The organism is Pseudomonas sp. 5.2 (assembly GCF_059025405.1).
The window spans coordinates 74,668-93,992 of record NZ_JBYBHH010000017.1; the positions used below are offsets into that span (position 1 = coordinate 74,668).

Consider the following 19,325-nt stretch of genomic DNA (forward strand, 5'->3'; position numbering starts at 1 on the left):
TTAGCGAACGGTGAACTGCACGTGCAGAATGATGTCGTTCAGGCGTTCCAGCAGTGCCCGCTGATCGCCTTGGGCCTGGTCGAAGTTCAACGACATCTGGGTCTGGTCTTCGCGATCATCCGCCTTGGCGATGTGCAGCCCTTCGAACGGCAGCAACTGGTTACCTGGGCGGAATGCCGGGTAACCATTGAGCTGGCTGAACTGGCCGTTGTCCTGCATGGCATGGGAGATGTTCATCTGCTCACAGCCCGCAGGCAGGCCTTGGGCATTGGTCAACAGCCGTGCATGCACATCCTGGTAGGGGCCCAGCAAGGCCGGCAGCGAGACGGCAATGCTGCGGATGCGTCGCGAAGCTGCAGTTTCGAAGCCTGCTGCCAGGTTCAACGTTTTAAGGCCGAACTGGATCGATAGCATGCCGTTCGCAGCCAGTGCAAAGCTGCTGTTTTCAAGCGTGTCATCGACCTCAACTGTTTTACCGTCAAGCAGCGCCTTGACCGCCTCACCCAGGGTTACGGCTTGGTCTTGCGAGCTGAGCTTGCCGTCGAAAAGCCTGGCCAGTGACACCGTGCGCGTCACCTCAAGCTCGCGCTTCTGCCATTTGACCCAGGCCGTTTCCATCTGCCCCAGTGCCAGCATCAGCCCCTCACCACACAGCAAACCCGCCCAGGCGCTGTTCCAGGTGCCGGTGCGCAGGTACATATCCGTGTCGCCTTTTTCCCATTGCAGGGCCTTTTGTGCCATCAGGCAGCGCGACACGGTGAGATCGTAATAGGTGTAGAAAATGCTCGCCAGGCGTGCGCGCAGCCAGCTGTACATGGCCTTGCCAGTGTACTTGCCTTGGAACAAGGCAAGCTGGGCCTGTGAATGGGCAGCTTGGGTGTTCAAGTGGGCAATGTGCATCTGGGCGGAGGTTTCACGTACTGCCAGGGCATCGAGTTGAGCCTGCACGGTCGCCATCTGTTTTTCTGCCGATTCATACTGGAACTTCCAGTCAGCACGACGACGCGCGAAGGCCTCCTCTTGGCTAAGGCGCGACGCCTTGATGCCATACACTTTCGAGCGCGCGCCAAAGCCGTAGGCAACGGCCTTCAAGGCGTCTTCCGGTTTACCGCCACCGTTGGAGAAACCAAAGATCTTGGGGAAGGCGGCAATGATCGCAGCCCCGGCCATGAGGGCAGATTCAGCCGCACCTGCCTGTTCAGACTCGGTTCGCAACTTCAGCGCAAGGTGCTCGCGATCAGAGATGTTCCTTTGGTAGAGGTTCAAGTAGTGATTCCGACTGGCCGTGGCCGCCACCAGCGAGCTTTGCAAGGTCACGCGGTCGGCTGCCAGCTCCTTGAGGGTGTGCTTGAACAGCGCCACATTGCTCTCGGCAAGCTCCGCACCCTGGCTGGCCAGCATGCCTGCCAACGCCTCGGCATCCTGGCGCTCGAGAATCCATTGCATCTCGCTGCCAAAATGAATCAGCTGGGCGGCCATGCTACGGGCACCGTCGAGCAACACGGTGAAGCGCAGCGCCGGCACGTCGTTGACTTCCGTCAGGCCACGTTCGCCACTGGCCTCTGCTGCCACTGCCGCGGCCAGCAACGCCTTGGGATCGGCCGGTGTGGCGTAGAGCGGCAAGCTTAGCGGCTGGCCATCGAGGGTCAGGTTGTGGCGCAGGTTGTACTGTCGAATGCGCAGCGCCTCCCAGTAACCGAGCATAGTCCGGTTAACCTCTGGCAGAAACGGGCTTTCGCCGGGCGCTGCGGCCTGCCCCAGCACGGGTTCGTTCCAGCCCGTTGCCGGCGGTGCCCAGGGGGCGTCGCCCAGCAGGCTCACCGCGCGCTGATACCAGACGCTGGCTTCGCTGAGGGTGTCGCGCTGCAGCCTGCGGTAGGCGGCATCGCCGCGGCCGATGCAAATGTCCAGCAGGCGCATGAAGACGTTGTACTTGTAGTGCATCGGGTCGTTCTGCGCCACGGCATCCGGGTCGAGCGACTTCAGGGGGTCGTCGTTCCAGCTGGTGTCTTCTTCCAGCGGCCGTACATTCCACATCCGCTGTGTGCCTACGCCGGATACTGAGTAGCCAGCCGGGTTGAACACGTACTTCAGCCACTGTTCGGCAAGGTCAAAGCGTTCTTCCTGAAGAAAGCGCTGCATGACCAACATGGGGGTGTAGTAGAACAACTCCCAGAAATACAGGGCATTGGCGCCGGTGAAGTCCATGCTTTCAGTGTCGTTCCTGCCAAATACCTGCACACTGTCCACATTGTCCTTGAGCAGCACTTGGCCGGTAGATGCCGCATCAGAGTCACGCTGAATTGCCAGGGTCTCGCTTGAGATCATGATGCTAAGGCCTGATATGGCCTTGTTGTGTTTAGCGCTGTATTTCGTCTCCAAGTGGTAGGACTGTTGCCCGACATACCGCTGATCCGACTCGAACATCATGCTGGCGAGCACCTTGGCGTTGCTGAGCTGGCCCCTCCAAAGCAAGGTGCGCTCCTCTTTGTCGGTAGCAAGCCAGACCTCGGCCCAGCGCTCTGGGCCGTGATACGTTTCCTTGTACACCGGAAGTGTCAGACGCACGACGACGCCCAGTTTCGGCTCGGGCATGAGCTGGGTGTCGTAGTTCAGGATTGAGTCGATCCCTGAGACCGCCTTTACCGTCAGCTCCCGGGCGAACAGGGTGTTGAGGCGGGTTACCTGCCCTCTGTGCGCCAGATACTGAGCGCCTTGATCAGTGGCACCGATGATGGCGGTCTTAAGCACATCGGCATCTTTGTAAACCTTGAGGGTGTAGTTGCGGGTGTTGCCGTTGCCGAACATGTACTCGACCCGGTGCAGGGCTTCGCTCGCCCCCTCCCACTCGCTGATATCGCCCATGGGTGCGGTGGTGTTCAACCGTATCTGTGCCGGCCCTTGTGCCAGATCGTACTCCTGGCTGGCCTGTGCGGTTTTAAAGCGCTTGCCATCGACGCTGTAGACGCGGCATAACACTTCATTAGCGGGAACTCTGCCAAGCAGGTTCAGGTAATCCCGAGGGTAGAGGGTGTCGTCAAAATGGCGCTGTGTGTAGCCCAAAACCCCAGGTACATCATTTGGTGGAGGAGGATTTGAGCCTATGCCCTCACTAAAGTAGAGACTCGCGTGCCTTAAGTCACCCTGTTGCGGAAAATTGACTTGTGCGACCACTGCGTTCCCGGCAACGGTCTCAACCCTCCTCAACACAGTCCAATTAGAAGTGCCCAGTACGTTAGCGACCCATACAATAGAGCCACTGTTGTGCCCGAAGTAGGAGCTCATTTGTGACTCACTGATGACCAGATACCCATAACTGACTGAGTTTACTCGACGCACCAGCAATGCACCCTCCTCACTGCGTATCAGGCCGCGTACTTGTCCTGTTACTAAGGCCAATGCAGGGTATTGCTCAAGGAGGACCTCAACCCATTTATTTTCAATGGGTGGCCGCTTTTGCGCTACCGATAACTGGCTGCGAAAATACAGGCTGTAGCTGTTCCCAGCCTCCCCTGCATCACCGACAACCTTGGCTTCATCGAGCCTTGCCTCAAATTGCGTAAAACCGCTGGGCGTACCATTCCCGGCAGTGACCGGCATGTGATTTTCCGCAGTTGGCAGCTCCTGCCATTCGAAAACCGCGCACATGCCGGTATCAAGGGTGGTATCCAGCCAGTGCTGCACCGGCCCCAGCAACAGTTCGACCCTGTCCAGCGTGCGGCTGCTGAAGTTCTCGGAAATCTCCAAGCCGGCAACAATAGAAGCTTCGCTAACTTTCTCTGCAGCCCGATCATAGATGGCTGCCAGCAGCCCATCACGTTGCGGCCAGGCGGCAAGAAACAACGAGAGGTCTTCCAGAACTGTATCTTTGCCAATATCGACCACGAGCGGGTACTCGATGGGCACGCTCCACTTGCCGTCATAACGCAGCCAGGCCACCTTGAACGTCCAGTTCCACTCACGCAGTTCTGGCTGCCCTTTGTCATCACGAGTGATGATGTGCTCCTGGCGCTCCACCCAGCCCAGGTGCAAGCGCCCGCGGAACACCACAGGCCGAATCAGGCGCCCTTGCACTTGCGGAGCCAGTTCGATTTTTGTCCATGCGGTCCAGGCATTGGCTGGCAGCACGCCCTCTGGGGCACGCTTGGCTTCGTCTACCGTGCGCCACCAGTACTGGTGAGGCTGGCTGCGGCTACGCCCGATAAACCAGGATTTGCCCGTGTCGGCTTCGCGGCTGTCGTGATAGCCACTAATAGTCTCCAGGTTGGCCACTTCCTCGAACGCACTCAGATAGCCCTGGAAGGCATCGCCCACCGTATCGTCATTGACCTGCGCCTGCCCCAGCGTTTGCAGCATGTCGTCCATTGCCGGGGTTTGCCCCAGGCGTACCGTCGGGTCGATGTAGTTTTCTGGGTAGTACATCAGCATTTGCCCTGCAGCCCAGTTGGCATAACTGGCGTTCCAACGCGTCCAGTCCTTGAAAAACTGGCGACCCAGCACAGCATGGCACACGTTGGCCGGGTCTTCTGGGGTCGACAGGGTGCAGTGGATGAACTGCTGCAGGGCCGACATCGCTTCGGCGATACGGCTGCTTATCACCTGTTCGGCGTTCAGCACGTCGATCAACAGGTGCTTGTTCAGCGCTTCGACAGTGAAGTGCTCTTTCGCGCCCAGCACGCCAGTCAGCGCCAGGCTGAGCGGCCGCTCCGTGGCGGCATGGGCCGCAGTGACCTGCGACGGTTTCAGGCCTGCCTGAAAAGCGTCTGCCATTTGCCGCCATGCGGCCCAGTCGTCGTCCTGGGCCAGCAATTTTGCCAGCGTGTCCGGCATCACGGCATAGGCCTCGGCCAGTTTCGCCCATTGCATCAGCAGTTCGATTTCCTGCCAGCTGTGGACCTTTGTCGGCTCTGTCAGCTCGTCTTGGTCATGTGCATGCACAGCCGCCTGCGCCAATGTCGCTTGAGCAACACCGGTAGTCATGGAAAGCTGGGGCAACGATACGCCTGCACCTTCAGCAAGTTCCGCCAGCAGTGCGCCGCCTGCGCCTGATTGGTCCGCTAGCTTACTCAGCCAGTCACTGAAGTTGCCGAGCGCCATGACGGTCTGGACATCCCGCAGCAAGCCAGCGCTGCCACTGTGCCCGGCGTTGGCTGCCAGCAACTGCGGCTTTTCCACCAGCAGGAGCAGCGCATCGCCTGTGACGCCGCATCCATGTGCGATGAGTGCCATTTGCGCGAGGGTGTAGGCAAAGTCGACCAAGGCACGTTCATGCGGGGCCGATGGGTCGGCCTTGCGCAGGCGTTCGCAGGCCTGCTGCAGCGTGAGCCCACTCGGCTCGGCAAGGTTTACCCAGTTCAACAATGCTTGCGCCAACGCATCACCACTGAGGTTGAACGTGGAGGCGGTCAAGGGCGACAGCACGCCTAGCAGATCCTGCACGGTCGGTGCTTCGGGGAGTTGCGCGGCGCTCAAGGCGGCCCGCATGTCGTTGAGCAGATTGCCGACTTCGGTACTGGCTGGGATGGCCTCGACAGCGCGGGTCATCAGTTGCAGATCGTGAACGGTCCAGCCACGGGCAGCCATCCAGTCGGTGGTACTGCGCACCTCCTGCAACAACAGCTGCCATCCGCTGTTGTCCAGCGAATGCATCGGATGCGGCGCGCCCATCATCTGCAGCAGTTGGCGCAGCTCAGTAAGCGTCAGACCGTGATGCCGAGCCCACAGGCTCAAGGTGTACAGCGCGGACAAATGGGACATGATGACATTCATGCCGACGTCGGCATCCGCAAGGCCACTGATAAGCCGGCCCAGCTCGAGCAGCCCTTCGTCATCGGTTTGGTAGGCACGCTTGAGGGTTGCCTTGATGTCGGCATGCTCGCTGGCATGGTCCGGGTGCAGGCGCAGCCGCGTATTGTCTCTGATCAAACCGCCTGCAACCAGTGGCGGGTCATTGAACAGGCGGTCGAACTGGCTTTTTTCAGTGCCGTCGGACGCTTCGGAGATAAACCCCCTGGCCATGAGCAGCGCGTCCTGGTGATCGATGCCGTAACGCTTTACTGAATGGGCGGTGCGGAAAACAATGGCCAGCGTCTGGTCAGTGATCTGGCTTGGCTCGACGCTATTAATGATGTCTTGCAGTGCCCGTGGGGACAGCTGGGTCACTTTGTACAGGCGAACGATCTTGTTCAACTGAAGCAGGTATGCAGCGGTCGACAACCGCGTGCAGGTAACATTTAACGTGCTTTCACGGCTCTCATGGTCAGCGCTAGTGGACCGCGTCCATTTAGCGGTAAGCGCGGCCTCGGCCGGCACGTCGGCCCATTCGAAACTGTGGCGATACTCTACATCGGGCAAGAACAAGTCGTACCCATAATCTGAAGCTCTCAGTTCAAGCGCAAAAGGGCCGCTGAGTTCAAATTTAACAACGCGATTGATCTGGAACTTGAACGACAACTGCCAGGTGCCGTCATGCAATGGATACAGTCGAACATAACGCATGTTGGGAGGCGTATCACTCAACGTCAACTGGATAATTTCGTCATCGGCACGTGCCGTTAGCGTGCGCCCAATGTATTCAGCTTTATCCATTTCCCCCATGAAGCCTTGCAGCTCAGCGTCTGTCAGGCCAAACCAACTGCGCAAGCGCGCGGGCTGCATCATGGAGGTTGGCGTCATGCCAGGGAAGTACTTGACAAACTGCGCTTCAGCATTCTCCTCGTTGATGTCGTCCGTCAATAAACAGCGCAAGGCGGGCGAGATATCATAGTGAAGGCACGCCAGTGCAGCGTCATTCAGATGTTTGGCGAAACGGGAGGCCGCCAGCAAGTGCGACAAATCCGCATCGTTCTGGACAAACACCTGACGCAGGCGGTTGTAATGATGATGGTACGGCGTAGTGCTAGTACCGACATCAGCCGACAGGGCTTCAAGGAGCTGGTCATTATTCAACGCTGGGCTGCCCGGCGGGGTAAGCACCGCAATCGCCCGGCTCAGCAATATCTCATTGGACAGGCTGAGGGCACTGATCGGCGTGTCCAGATTGTTCTGGCTGAGTACCAATTGCCGCAGGTCGGGGCGGCGTTCGTCGATATGCCAGGGGTTTTTCGCGGGGTATAACTCCTTCGCCTGTTTATACAGCTCTGCCAGATAAGCCGCCGGCGAAAACATCGAGGCCACATCCCCAGGGGCACAGTATCGTCCTGGGCGCTCGATCGGCCGATCGTTAACGTTCTGGAGACGCTTCGGCACAAGCGGAGAATGACGGATGATGATACTTTTCTCATCGAGCAGGGTTTGGTTGCGTGCCCGGCGTACGTGTTCGTGCAACTGGCGAGCTTCGTCAATATCAACCATATCGCCCAATTGCTCACGCAGTTCTTCAGCAGATAGATCGCCCATAGACGCCAGCGAATCGACCTTCAACTTGCTCATGAGAGACTTACTCTGTTCAGAAAAATCTTGAATCATTAGATAACCTTGCCGCAATAAACCACTAGACAAGCCCACCCCTAGGGTGAGCCACTTTTTAACTTGGCGAGCCAATTCAAACGCGGCAACACTAATGGATCACTCCTAAAAAAAGACCTCTCAGAACTGCTAGCTAGTAACTGTCACCCTCGAAAACATGCCGTCAGTTTTATTCCCTCATGTTGTAAGGGTTTTCAGAACGCACCCTCCAGGCACGCGCCCACGTCCTATCAATTGTCATGACTGTAATATCGCGCCCCGGCCGCACTGAGCATCATGTGTACACAAGACAAACATGCTCAGAGGCACCCCTCATGTACCGTGGATTCTGGTATGCCCAGGCGCTGGACCTGGACAGCGACCTCGCCCCTGCCCTGCAGGACTCGATTCAAGCCGACGTGTGCATTGTCGGCGGTGGCTTCCTTGGCCTGTGGTCGGCCATCCGCCTGAAACAGGCCCACCCGGAAAAAACCATCGTCATCGTCGAACGCGACCGTTGTGGCTCGGGTGCCAGTGGGCGCAACGGTGGCGTGGCCACCAACTGGTGGGGCAAGTACCTGTCGGTGCGGACCATTTGCGGCGACGTCGAGGCGCGGCGCATCTGCGAGGCTGCAGAGTCGGCCATCGACGAGATCGGCAGTTTCTGCCAGGAACACGGCATCGACGCGCAGTACCGCAAGGATGGCTGGTTGTGGACGGCCACCAACCAACGCCAGATGAACTCCTGGCGGGTGCTGACCGATGGCCTGCAAAAGCTAGACGTCAACCCGTTCCAAGAGCTTGACCGCCAGACCATTCGCGGGCGCGTCGGCTCACCGCTGGTACTGGGTGGCATCTATGACCCCAACGCCGCCACCGTGCAGCCCGCCATGCTCGCGCGGGGCCTGCGCCGGGTGGCGCTGAAGCTTGGTGTGCAGATCTTCGAGAAATCGCCATTCACCCACCTGCAACGTGGCGCCAACCCGGTGGTGCACACCGCCAAGGGCCATGTGAAGGCCAAGCACGTGGTGCTGGCACTCAACGCTTGGGGCGCGCAGTTCCCGGAGTTGCGCCGGATGATCGCGATCATGTCCAGCGACATGGTGGCGACAGCACCCGTCAAGGCCAAGCTCGATGCCATCGGTTTCAGCCGCGGCGAATGCATGACCGACTCGCGCACCGTGCTCAACTACTGGCGCAACACCCCTGATGGCCGCGTAGTCTTCGGCAAGCCGCTGGGCCAGTTCGCTTATGCCGGACGCATCGGCAACCTCTACGAGAAGCCTTCCCCTGCTGCCGACAAGGTGGCTGCCGAGCTGCGCCGGCTGTACCCGCAACTTGCCGATGTACCGGTGGTCAGCAGCTGGACCGGCCCCATCGACCGGGCCATGAAGGGCTTGCCGAACTTCGGCTACCTCGATCACCACCAGAACATCAGTTACGGCATCGGCTTCTCTGGCAATGGCGTGGCCACCACCGTGTTTGCCAGCCGCATCATCAAGTCGCTGGTCGAGCATGCCAATGACGAATGGGCCAACTGCGGCCTGGTCAACCAGAAGATGAAAATGCTGCCGCCAGAGCCGTTCCGCTTCTTTGGCGCGCACATGGTGCGTGACGCCCTGGTCCGCAAGGAATCCCTCGAAGACCATGATCAGGACGCCGGTTTCCTCACCCGTCGCCTGGTGGCCATGGCCCCGGCCGGCTACGTGCCGGCCCAGAAAAAATAAGGAAACGGACCGTGAGCGAACATATCGTACTGCTCGACGACGAGGGCCTGGCGCCCTCCACCCGCCTCAAGCACCCGGCCTGCGAGCACACCTGGCAGCAGTTTGCCTACACCCACCCCGAGCAGGTGCTCGAACACCTCAAGGACGCAACCATCGCCTTTACCTGCAGCGTGCCGCTGCGTGAGGAACACCTGCGCCAGTTGCCGAAACTGAAGATGATTTCGCTGGCCCTCACCGGCCGCGATATCGTCGATGTCGATTACTGCGATGCCCATGGCATCGAAGTGGCCAGTGTGCCGGGCTATGCCGCCAATACCGTGGCCGAGCACAGCCTGGCGATGATCCTCGAACTGTTCCGCCGCCCGGCCGCGTTCACGCGTTTGATGCGCCAGGTGCATGCGGGCGAGAAGCCACAGCAGAACATCTACTTCAACCACCGCATCCGTGACGTGCGCGACAAGCAATTGGCAATCATCGGCAGCGGCCCGATCGCCTTGCGCCTGGCGCACCTGGCGCGGGCCTTCGGCATGCAGGTGCTGTTTGAAGACCGTGGCGGCAAGCGCCAGGGGCCGGACTGCCGACCGCTGGCCGAACTGCTGCGCAGTTGCGACGTGCTGTCGATCAACTGCCCGCTGACGCCCGACACCTACAACCTCATTGGTGCCGAACAACTGGCCCTGATGAAGCCCGACGCCCTGGTGGTCAACACCGGCCGTGGCGGCGTGGTCAACGAAGCTGCGCTGATCCAGGCGCTACGGGACGGCCGACTGGGCGGTGTGGCGCTGGATGTGGTCGAGCACGAGCCGCTGCACCCGAGCAACCCGCTGTTCCAGCTGATCGAGCGCGATGATTTCTTGCTCAACCCGCACATCGCCTGGAGCAGTGAAGATGCCATGCAGCAATTGATGGACAGCGCCGTGGACAACATCAGCGACTTCGTCGCCCGCCAAGCCAACGTAAAAAGGAGCCGAACCGCATGACCCTGGTCACCAAGAGCAGCTATGTCGATGGCGCCTTCGTCGCCCCAGGCGGCAGCGATGTGCTGGAAAACCGCAACCCGTCCAACCCGAGCGAGGTGATCGAGCGCTTCGCCCGCGCCGATCAGGCACTGACCGAACAGGCCCTGCTTGCTGCCCGCCGCGCCGCTCCCGCCTGGGCGCGCAGCAACCCGCAGCAACGCGCCGATGCGCTGGACTTTATCGGCAGCGAGATCCTCGCACGCCGAGAAGAACTGGCCACGCTGCTGGCCCGCGAAGAAGGCAAGGTGGTACGTGAGGCACTGGGCGAAGTCGACCGTGCCGGCCGCTCGTTCAAGTTCTACGCCCAGGAAGCCCTGCGCGCCGAAGGCGAAAAATACCCGTCGGTACGCCAGGACGTAGGCATCGACGTGTTCACTCAGCCGCTGGGCGTGGTCGCCATCATCGCGCCGTGGAACTTCCCGATCGCCATCCCAGCCTGGAAGATTGCCCCAGCCCTGTGTTTCGGCAACTGTGTAGTGTTCAAGCCGGCCGAATTGGTGCCCTCGTCAGCCTGGGCGCTGGCCGAAATCATCTCGCGGGCCGGTTTGCCCGCCGGTGTGTTCAACCTGGTGATCGGGCCGGGCCGCAGCGTGGGTGACACCCTGATCCGCTCGCCGCTGGTCGATGGCATCAGCTTCACCGGCTCCGAGCACACCGGCCGGCAGATCGCCAGGCTGGCGGCCGATGGCATGAAGAAAGTGCAACTGGAGATGGGGGGCAAAAATCCATTGATCGTGCTGGACGATGCGAACCTGGAGCAGGCCGTGGAGGTGGCATTGAACGGCTCGTTCTACAGCACCGGCCAACGCTGCACGGCTAGCTCCCGGGTGATCGTCACCGCGGGTATTCATGACGCGTTCGTGGCGCGCCTGGCCGAGCGTACCCGGGCGCTGAAGGTGGGCGATGCATTGCAGCCCACCACCGACATAGGCCCCGTGGTCGATAGCCGGCAGTTGGAGCAGAACCTGTCGTACGTGGCCTCAGGCCTTGAGCAAGGCGCGAAGCTGGTGTGTGGCGGGGAGCGCATCGACAACGAGGCTGGGGCATACCTGTTCACGCCCGCGCTGTTCACCGACGTGACGCCGCAGATGCGCATCTACCGCGAAGAAATCTTCGGCCCGGTACTGAGTGTGCTGAAGGTGCGTGACTACGACGAGGCGTTTGCGGCTGCCGAGGACACCGTGTTTGGTTTGTCGGCCGGGATCGTCACCACGTCGCTGCGCCATGCCGAGCATTTCAAGCGCAACAGTTCGGCGGGCATGGTCATGGTCAACCTGCCCACGGCAGGGGTGGATTACCACGTGCCATTTGGTGGCAATGGTGCATCGAGCCTGGGCTCACGAGAGCAAGGCACTCACGCACGGCAGTTCTTCACACGGGTAAAAACCACGTACCAGTTGGCCTGACCTTACGCACTGTGTAGGAGCAGCCTTGTGCTGCGGAGAGGCCGGTGACAGCAGCGAAGATTTACTGTGCTGTCACCGGCCTCTTCGCAGCACAAGGCTGCTCCTACAGGGAAATGCATAACGGCCGATGGTCTGGCCGGGCCCCATTCTGTTTTATCAGCTCGGCGATTCGACAACCGTAGTTTCGGCAGCCTCTGCCAGCTTCAACCGGTCAGCTTTGCTGATGTACTTGGGCTTGCTTTTCGGTGCCAGCTTGGCACTGGCTTTCTTGGCATGCGCCTGCATCAACTGTTTGATCTTCTTACGACGGTTCATGGTTCCACTGGGCCTGTAGGTCTGGTTACGCTGTAGGCATCATACCTGTACGCCTGAGAAATCAAACCCGCGAATATCCGCTACGAAAACTGCCCGGCGTCAGCCCCACCACCTTTTTGAATGCCCGGTTCAAATGGCTCTGGTCGAAGAACCCGCACGCGATGGCGGCATCGGCGATGCTCAGGCCTGCACGCAACAGGCGCTGGGCGTGGGCGACCCGCACCTGGATCTGGTAGCTGTGGGGCGAGATGCCCACGCTCTTCTTGAATACCCGGATCAAGTACAACGGCTCAAGGCCTACCAGGCTGGCCAGGTGCTCCAGCGAGACGTGCTGGTCGTATTCGTCTTCGAGCTTGTGCCGCACCTGCTGCACGGCCTGCGTTTCGATGGCCTCGGTGGCTGCATCGCACAGGCCGCTGGGCGCGAACAGCAAGGGCAGCAACTCCAGCAACAGGCTTTCTCGCTCCAGGCTACAGTGCGACGCCTCGAGCGCTTGATGGTGATGCAAAAACGTGCGGGCCAGTGCCGGGCGCTCGGCGAACGCAGCCCGGAACAGGTGGATGAAGTCGCTGGCCTGCTTCGGCATCAAGGTGCCATTGAGCCAGTGCGGGTCCACATACAGCATGCGGTACATCCAGCCCTGCTCATGGGCGGGCACGCCATCGTGTATCTCCCCGGGGCTGATGGTAACCACACTCCCCGGCCCGCCCAGGTCATGGCGACCGCGGTAGTACATGCGCTCCATGCCGGCGCTGATAACGCCCACGGCATAGCGATCATGCGAGTGGCGGCCGAACGCCTGGTGGCTGTATCGCGCGGTCAGCAGTTCACACCCCCCTTCAGGTATGCGCCTGAACGCAGCGAAGTCCTTGTTCACCCTGTCCCCCACTCCCAAGCTCAACCACCGCGTGTGCAGTTTTTTACAATACGTTCCGACGGTAGCTGGCTACGTTATCACGCCTTAAACAGGCACAGATCAACGGGTACCCTCATGTCGACCAACAACAACCGCGCAATCCTCGAACTGACGTTCGGCGGGTTGATGCTCAGCCTTTCCGCCTTGACTGTCGCATTCGCCCAGATAGGCGCCGGCGGCGCGGGCTTCTACCGGATGTTGTTTGCCTCCATCCTGTTCTTCCTGCTGCTCAAGGCGCGCCGTACGCCGGTCATGCTCAAGGGCTTCAAGGCGCAGCTGTACACCGGGCTTGCCGGCGTGTTTCTGGCCATCGACCTGGCACTCTGGCACCAGAGCATCTACATCGTCGGCCCTGGCATCGGTTCGATCCTGACCAATTGCCAGGTGTTTTTCATGACCTTCCTGGGTTTTTACCTGCTCAAGGAACGGCCCTCGGCCAACTTCCTCGTCTCGATCACCTTGGCCTTTATCGGGCTGTACCTGTTGCTGATGCCAGAAATGAGCAGTGCGCTGGGCATGAAGGGCGTCATCTATGGGGTACTGTCGGGGCTGGCCTATGCCGTCTGTGTGTACTTCCTCAAGGTCAACACCCAGTTGCCCGACGGCGGTGGCGACAAGATCGCGCAGATGCTCAACCTGAGCCTGTGGGCTGCGCTGGTCTTGCTTGGCTACGCCCTGGCCAACGGTGAGAGCCTGGTGATCAACGATGGGCAGACCTGGCTGATGCTGGTGATCTATGGCGTGCTGGTGCAGTTCGTCGGCTGGCTGTTGGTCAACCGTTCGATTGGCGCGATCAGCCTGGGCTTGGCGGGCTTGATCCTGCTGCTGGAGCCGGTGATCACCTACTTCATCGACATCGCCTTCCTCGGCAAGGCCAACTCGACGCTCCAGGTGTGCGGTGCGTTACTGACCATTGTGGCGGTGTACATCGGCTCGATCCGCCCCCCGAAAAAAGCCAACGCGACCCTGCCCGAGGCCACCTGAAACGCCCCGGGCGGGCGTGCATCCCGTCTCATTGCGCTGCGCCTTGACGTTATTTTCACAACCTTCAGATTAGCGTCACGCCCTTTCCGGCCACGCGCACATTGGGTGGCTGCCAAGGTTCTACGAGGCATACGTGTCAGCTATTAAAAAAATCCCCACGCGCAAAGGCGTGGACTGGGCCGGCCTGGGCTGGCTCCTGCTGTTCTTCTGGTATTTCTCCGGCGTTACCCAGGCGCTGCTGCTGTTCAGTGGCACCACCGGCTTTGCCGGCTTTCGCGATGCGCTGTTTCTCAGCAGCCTGTGGCTGGCCCCTGTACTGCTGCTACCGCGCTTTACCCGCGCCACCGCGGCAGTCATCGGCCTGGTGCTGTGGGCCGCCTCGCTGGTCGGCCTGAGCTACTTCGGCATCTATCGCCAGGAGTTCTCGCAAAGCGTCATCTTCGTGATGTTCGAATCCAATACCGCGGAGGCTGGCGAGTATTTCAGCCAATACTTCAGCCTCTGGCTGGGCCTGGCGCTGCTGCTGTATACCGTGGTGGCCGTGCTGCTGTACAAGCGCGTGCGCCCGGTCACGCTGCCCTTGCGCAGCCGCATTCCGGTGGTTGTCCTGCTGCTGGTGGCCAACCTGGTGTACCCCTTCTACAAACAGATGGTCACCCAGGAACGCAACTTTGCCGACGCTGCCGAAAAGGTTCAGCAGCGCATGGAACCTGCCGTGCCGTGGCAGTTGCTGGTCGGCTACAAGCAATACCGCCAACAGCTGAACAACATGCAGGAACTGTTGGCGCAGAACGCTGCGCTGCCGCCCTTGCAGAACCTGCGCAACAGCAGCGGTGACGCGCCGCGCACGTTGGTCCTGGTGCTGGGCGAATCGACCACCCGCGAGCACATGCACCTGTACGGCTACCCGCGCGATACCACCCCCAACCTCGATGCGCTGGCCGCCAGCGACAAGGGCCTGACGGTGTTCAGCAACGTGGTGTCGCCACGCCCCTACACCATCGAAGTGATGCAGCAGATCCTGACCTTTGGTGACGAACAGCACCCGGACCGCTTCCTCACCGACCCGTCGCTGATCAACTTGATGAAACAGGCAGGCTACAAGACCTTCTGGATCACCAACCAGCAGACCATGACCAAGCGCAACACCATGCTGACCACCTTCTCCCAGCAAACGGACGTGCCGGTCTACCTGAACAACCAGCGCAACCAAAACGCCAGCCAGTACGACGAAGTGGTGCTGGACCCGTTCGAGAAAGCCCTGCAAGACCCAGCGCCAAACAAGTTCATCATCATCCATCTGCTGGGCACGCACATGGATTACCGCTACCGCTACCCGAATGCCTTCCAGCATTTCAGCGATCGCCAGGGCGTGCCGGCCAAGCTTTCGCCCAGCGAGGTGGAAACCTACAACTTCTATGACAACGCAGTGCGCTACAACGACCACGTGGTGTCGAGCCTGATCAAGCGCTACTCGGCCACCACCCCCAACGGCTTTTTGCTGTACCTCTCCGACCACGGTGAGGATGTTTACAGCTCGGGCGATCACGACCGCCTGGGGCGCAACGAAGGCGCCCCAACCCGGCCGATGTACACCATCCCGTTCCTGCTGTGGACCTCGCCGAGCTGGCAAGCGGCCCACCCGCGCGACCTGCAGGCCACGGCCAACCGTGCTTACAGCAGTTCGCACCTGATTCACACGCTGTCCGATCTGGCCGGGCTCAGCTATGACCTGTACGAGCCTGCCAAAAGCATCGTCAACCCGCAGTTCGAGGTTGTGCCGCGCTGGATCGGTGACCCCTACCGCAACAACGGCCTGCGCGAGTTCGACCACCTGCCACAGGACAAGGCCGAGCATGTGCAGGAGACGGCCAGCAACGTGAAATAACCCCTCACAACCACCGGGAGCGGCCTTGCGCCGCGCCCGGTCGGCGCTTAAATTAAATTTAAATTGATTTTAGACTAAGCCTGTTACAAGCTCTGCCTACTCCCCACAGCGCAGAGCCCGCCATGCCCGCAGCCCCCCGAGAACCCCGCAAGGACGGTGCCGTCACCCGTACTCGGATCCTGGAATCCGCCGGTGAACTGTTCGCCGCGCTCGGTTATGCCGAAACCAGCAACAAGGCTGTGGCCGCCAAGGCAGAGGTCGACCTGGCGTCGATCAACTACCACTTTGGCAGCCGCAATGGCCTGTACCTGGCCGTGCTCGACGAGGCGCGCCAGCGCTTTCTGGATATCAGCGACTTGCAGCGGATCACCCAGGGCACACAGCCGGCGGCAGAAAAACTGCGGGTATTGGTAGAGCTGGTGGTTCGCAAGGCCTCCCAGGCCCAGGACAATTGGCACCTGCGTGTGCTGGCCGCCGAAATCCTCGCCCCCAGCCCCCACGGCCAGGCTCACCTGCAGGCCGCAGCGCCGCTGAAGCTGGCGCTGTTGAAGGGGCTGTTCAGCGAAATCACCGCCATCCCCGTGGAGGCCCCTGCCCTCACCCGCTGCATCCTCTGCGTCACCGCGCCCTGGGCCATGCTGCTGATCGGCCCGCGCGGCGGCTCCGGGGCGCTGCACGAGATTCTTCAAATGCCCGGCGATGCAGTGGCTGCCCAGCTATACAGCTTCGCCCTCGCAGGCCTGCAGGAAGTTGGCCGCCAGTATGCCCAGGCGGGCGTCAACTGATCACGCACGGATCGCGGCCCCCACGAACGCCTCACTCAGTTCAGGTCAGCCCCATGCACTCGACTGCCGATAACACCTCCCCTACCGCGCAGGCCGCAGCGGATACGCATACGTCTATCCCGCTGCTGCTGGCCGCACTGATGCTGGTGATGTTCCTCGCGGCCCTCGACCAGACCATCGTCTCGACCGCGCTGCCGACCATCGTCAGCGACCTTGGCGGGCTGCGTTGGCTGTCCTGGGTCGTCACTGCCTACCTGCTGGCCTCCACGGTGGTAGTGCCGTTGTACGGCAAGTTCGGTGACCTGTATGGCCGCAAGCGGGTATTGCAGATTGCCATCGTGCTGTTTCTGCTGGGTTCGGCGCTGTGCGGCGCGGCGCAAGACATGGCCCAGCTGATCGCCTTCCGGGCCCTGCAAGGCTTGGGCGGCGGCGGCCTGATGGTGGTGGCGATGGCCGCGATCGGCGATGTCATCGCGCCGGCCGAACGCGGCCGTTACCAAGGCTTGTTCGGCGGTGTGTTCGGCCTGGCGACGGTGGTAGGCCCGCTGATCGGCGGTTTTCTGGTGGAGCACCTGTCCTGGCACTGGATCTTCTACATCAACCTGCCGCTGGGCCTGCTCGCGCTGCTGGTGATCGGCGGCGTGTTCCGCACACACGTGGCCCCGGTCAAACACGTGGTCGACTACATCGGTGCGTTCTTTCTGACCGTGGCCCTGGCGGCCGTGGTGCTCATCACCAGCCTGGGCGGCAGCCTGTTGCCGTGGGCCTCGCTGGATGTGCTGTGCCTGGCGTTGTTCGCCCTGATCGGCCTGGTCGGCTTCGTTTTCGAACAACGCCGCGCCGCCGAACCGATCATGCCACTGCACCTGTTTCGCCATCGCACCTTCGTGCTCGCCGGCCTGATCGGCTTTATCGTGGGGGTGTCGCTGTTCGGCGCGGTGACCTTCCTGCCGCTGTACATGCAGGTGGTGAAAAACGCCACGCCGACCAGTGCCGGCTTGCAGATGCTGCCGTTGATGGGCGGCCTGCTGGTGGTGTCGGCGATTACCGGGCGGCTGATCAGTCGCTGGGGCCGCTACCGGATCTTCCCAATCGTCGGCACCCTGCTGCAGGTGATTGCCCTGGGCCTGCTCAGCCGGCTCGACCTGCACACCCCCATGGCGTTGATGAACGTCTACATGGGCCTGCTGGGTGCCGGGCTGGGCATGGTCATGCAGGTGCTGATCCTGGCCGTGCAGAACAGTGTCGAGCCCCGCCACATGGGCGTGGCGACGTCTGGCGCCACGCTGTTCCGCTCGATTGGCGGCTCCATCGGCGTGTCGCTGTTCGGCGCATTGTTTTCCCATGCGTTGCTGGGGCAACTGAGCGGTGACTTCGCCAGCCAGGCTGGGGCAGCGGCCAGCCTGTCACCCACCGCGGTGCATGCATTGCCGGCCGCCTTGCAACAGACTTACCTGGAAGCGTTTTCTGCCGCCATGCACGAGGTGTTCCTGATGGCCTGCCTGATTACCAGTGTGGCATTCGCCTTGTCGTGGCTGCTGCGCGAGGTGCCACTGCGCCGGGCTCAAGCGCCTGACAAGGCTGCACCCGTCGCTGTGCCCAGCCGTCGATAGCTGTAAAGCGCCACCAACGCGACCGCCACCCCCGCGACCACCGCGACTTGATAACCCGCCTTGGCGCCCACCAAGTCGACCACCTGCCCGGACGCCACCGCCCCCAGCGCGACACCGACATTCAACCCCGCCAGCAGCCAGGTCATGCCCTCGGTGAGCTGCTGTGCGGGCACACGGCGCTCCACCAGCGACATCGCCACGATCAGCGTCGGCGCAAAGAACAGGCCCGCCAGCAAGACGGCGGCAGCTAGCCCGAAGACGCTGTCAGCCAGCAGCAACGGCAAGGTCGTCACTGCTGTCGCCAGGCCGCCCAGCAACAGCAGCCGGTGCAAAGGCGTTGGCAATTTCAAGGCCCCGAATACCAGGCCTGCAGCGCAGGAGCCGACGGCGTAGCACGCCAATACCACGCTGGCCAGTGCCGGCATGCCGGCCTGTTCGGCGAAAGCCACGCTGACGATGTCGACGCTGCCCACGATCACGCCCATGGCCACCATCAGCAACGCCAGCAGCCGAACATCCCAGTGCTGCAACACCGAGCCCTGGCCTTTCGATGCACCCGCGTCTGCATCCACGGGCGGTTCGCTGCCGGTTTGAGCGACCAAGGCGAACACCCCGATCGCCAACAGCAGCGCCGCGACCAATGGCCCGGCCTGGGGCAGCACGCCCACGCAGAGCCCCACCGACACCGGCGGGCCAGCAATAAAGGTGACCTCGTCGAGCACCGTCTCCAGGGAATACGCCACCTGCAACTGCGGCGTGCCCCGGTACAGCGCCGTCCAGCGCGCACGCACCATCGCCGACATGCTGGGCATGAAGCCCGCCAACGCGGCCCCGACGAACAGCCCCCAATCGGGCGCTTGCCACCAGGTACAGGCCAGCAGCACCAACAGGCCCACCACACACAAGCCTGCAGCGGCGGGCAGCACACGGCGCTGCCCGTGCCGGTCGACCAAGCGGGACACCTGCGGCGACATCAGCGCATAGGTCAACACGAACGTCGCTGCCACGGCCCCCGCCAAGGCATAGCTACCGCGTAGCTGCGAGAGCAGGGTGATGATGCCGATGCCCGTCATTGGCAAAGGCAAACGTGCCACCAGGCCTGCCAAGGCGAAGCCGGCCGTGCCTTTTGCCTGGAACAGCTGGCGGTAAGGGTTGAGCATGATCGACTCTCCGTATCGAAAAAAGCGGCTTACATACAAACCGTATGATTAAAACCCTATTATCAT

The 19,325-nt window shown here is 61.4% G+C and carries 11 protein-coding genes; 7 read left to right on the forward strand and 4 right to left on the reverse strand.

The features are described from left to right. Positions 1–7,431: a Tc toxin subunit A-related protein gene (locus tag AC5PZ0_RS22730; protein WP_493855789.1), complete on the reverse strand. Its 7,431-nt coding sequence runs from the start codon at positions 7,429–7,431 to the stop codon at positions 1–3. A 350-nt stretch (positions 7,432–7,781) separates the two neighbouring features. Here AC5PZ0_RS22730 and AC5PZ0_RS22735 point away from each other — a divergent pair, with 350 nt between their 5' ends. The 3 genes from AC5PZ0_RS22735 to AC5PZ0_RS22745 are packed head-to-tail and all read left to right on the forward strand — an operon-like array spanning position 7,782 to position 11,598. Beyond that, a complete protein-coding gene (locus AC5PZ0_RS22735; protein WP_027593701.1) occupies positions 7,782–9,173 on the forward strand; it encodes an NAD(P)/FAD-dependent oxidoreductase in 1,392 nt (463 codons plus the stop codon). Between the two features lie 11 nt (positions 9,174–9,184). Continuing rightward, complete coding sequence (locus AC5PZ0_RS22740; RefSeq protein ID WP_493855790.1) at positions 9,185–10,153, forward strand: NAD(P)-dependent oxidoreductase; 969 nt, start codon at positions 9,185–9,187, stop codon at positions 10,151–10,153. After that, positions 10,150–11,598: an aldehyde dehydrogenase family protein gene (locus tag AC5PZ0_RS22745; RefSeq protein WP_493855791.1), complete on the forward strand. Its 1,449-nt coding sequence runs from the start codon at positions 10,150–10,152 to the stop codon at positions 11,596–11,598. Before AC5PZ0_RS22740 ends, AC5PZ0_RS22745 begins: the two co-directional genes overlap by 4 nt. 156 nt (positions 11,599–11,754) lie before the next feature. On the opposite strand, the gene AC5PZ0_RS22750 is transcribed toward AC5PZ0_RS22745, so the two are convergent. Continuing rightward, positions 11,755–11,913: a DUF2986 domain-containing protein gene (locus AC5PZ0_RS22750; protein WP_081717545.1), complete on the reverse strand. Its 159-nt coding sequence runs from the start codon at positions 11,911–11,913 to the stop codon at positions 11,755–11,757. 61 nt (positions 11,914–11,974) lie between these two features. Next, entirely contained in the window at positions 11,975–12,790 is an 816-nt protein-coding gene (locus AC5PZ0_RS22755) for a helix-turn-helix transcriptional regulator (RefSeq protein ID WP_265969719.1), read from the reverse strand. 114 nt (positions 12,791–12,904) lie between these two features. Between AC5PZ0_RS22755 and AC5PZ0_RS22760 the strand changes: the two genes are divergently transcribed. From AC5PZ0_RS22760 to AC5PZ0_RS22775, 4 genes are all read left to right on the forward strand, one after another. Further along, positions 12,905–13,813, forward strand: coding sequence for a DMT family transporter (locus tag AC5PZ0_RS22760; RefSeq protein WP_493855792.1), 909 nt, complete (start codon positions 12,905–12,907; stop codon positions 13,811–13,813). A gap of 133 nt (positions 13,814–13,946) precedes the next feature. Further along, positions 13,947–15,701 carry a phosphoethanolamine transferase CptA gene (locus tag AC5PZ0_RS22765; RefSeq protein ID WP_493855793.1) on the forward strand — a complete coding sequence of 585 codons (1,755 nt, stop codon included), beginning with the start codon at positions 13,947–13,949 and terminating at the stop codon, positions 15,699–15,701. Between the two features lie 122 nt (positions 15,702–15,823). Beyond that, a complete protein-coding gene (locus tag AC5PZ0_RS22770; protein WP_265969716.1) occupies positions 15,824–16,486 on the forward strand; it encodes a TetR/AcrR family transcriptional regulator in 663 nt (220 codons plus the stop codon). Between the two features lie 53 nt (positions 16,487–16,539). After that, on the forward strand, positions 16,540–18,099 hold the full coding sequence (locus AC5PZ0_RS22775) for an MDR family MFS transporter (RefSeq protein WP_493855794.1): 1,560 nt from the start codon (positions 16,540–16,542) through the stop codon (positions 18,097–18,099). On the opposite strand, the gene AC5PZ0_RS22780 is transcribed toward AC5PZ0_RS22775, so the two are convergent. Next, positions 18,051–19,259: an MFS transporter gene (locus tag AC5PZ0_RS22780; RefSeq protein ID WP_493855795.1), complete on the reverse strand. Its 1,209-nt coding sequence runs from the start codon at positions 19,257–19,259 to the stop codon at positions 18,051–18,053. The two genes, AC5PZ0_RS22775 and AC5PZ0_RS22780, sit on opposite strands and share 49 nt — an antisense overlap. Positions 19,260–19,325 lie beyond the last annotated feature (66 nt).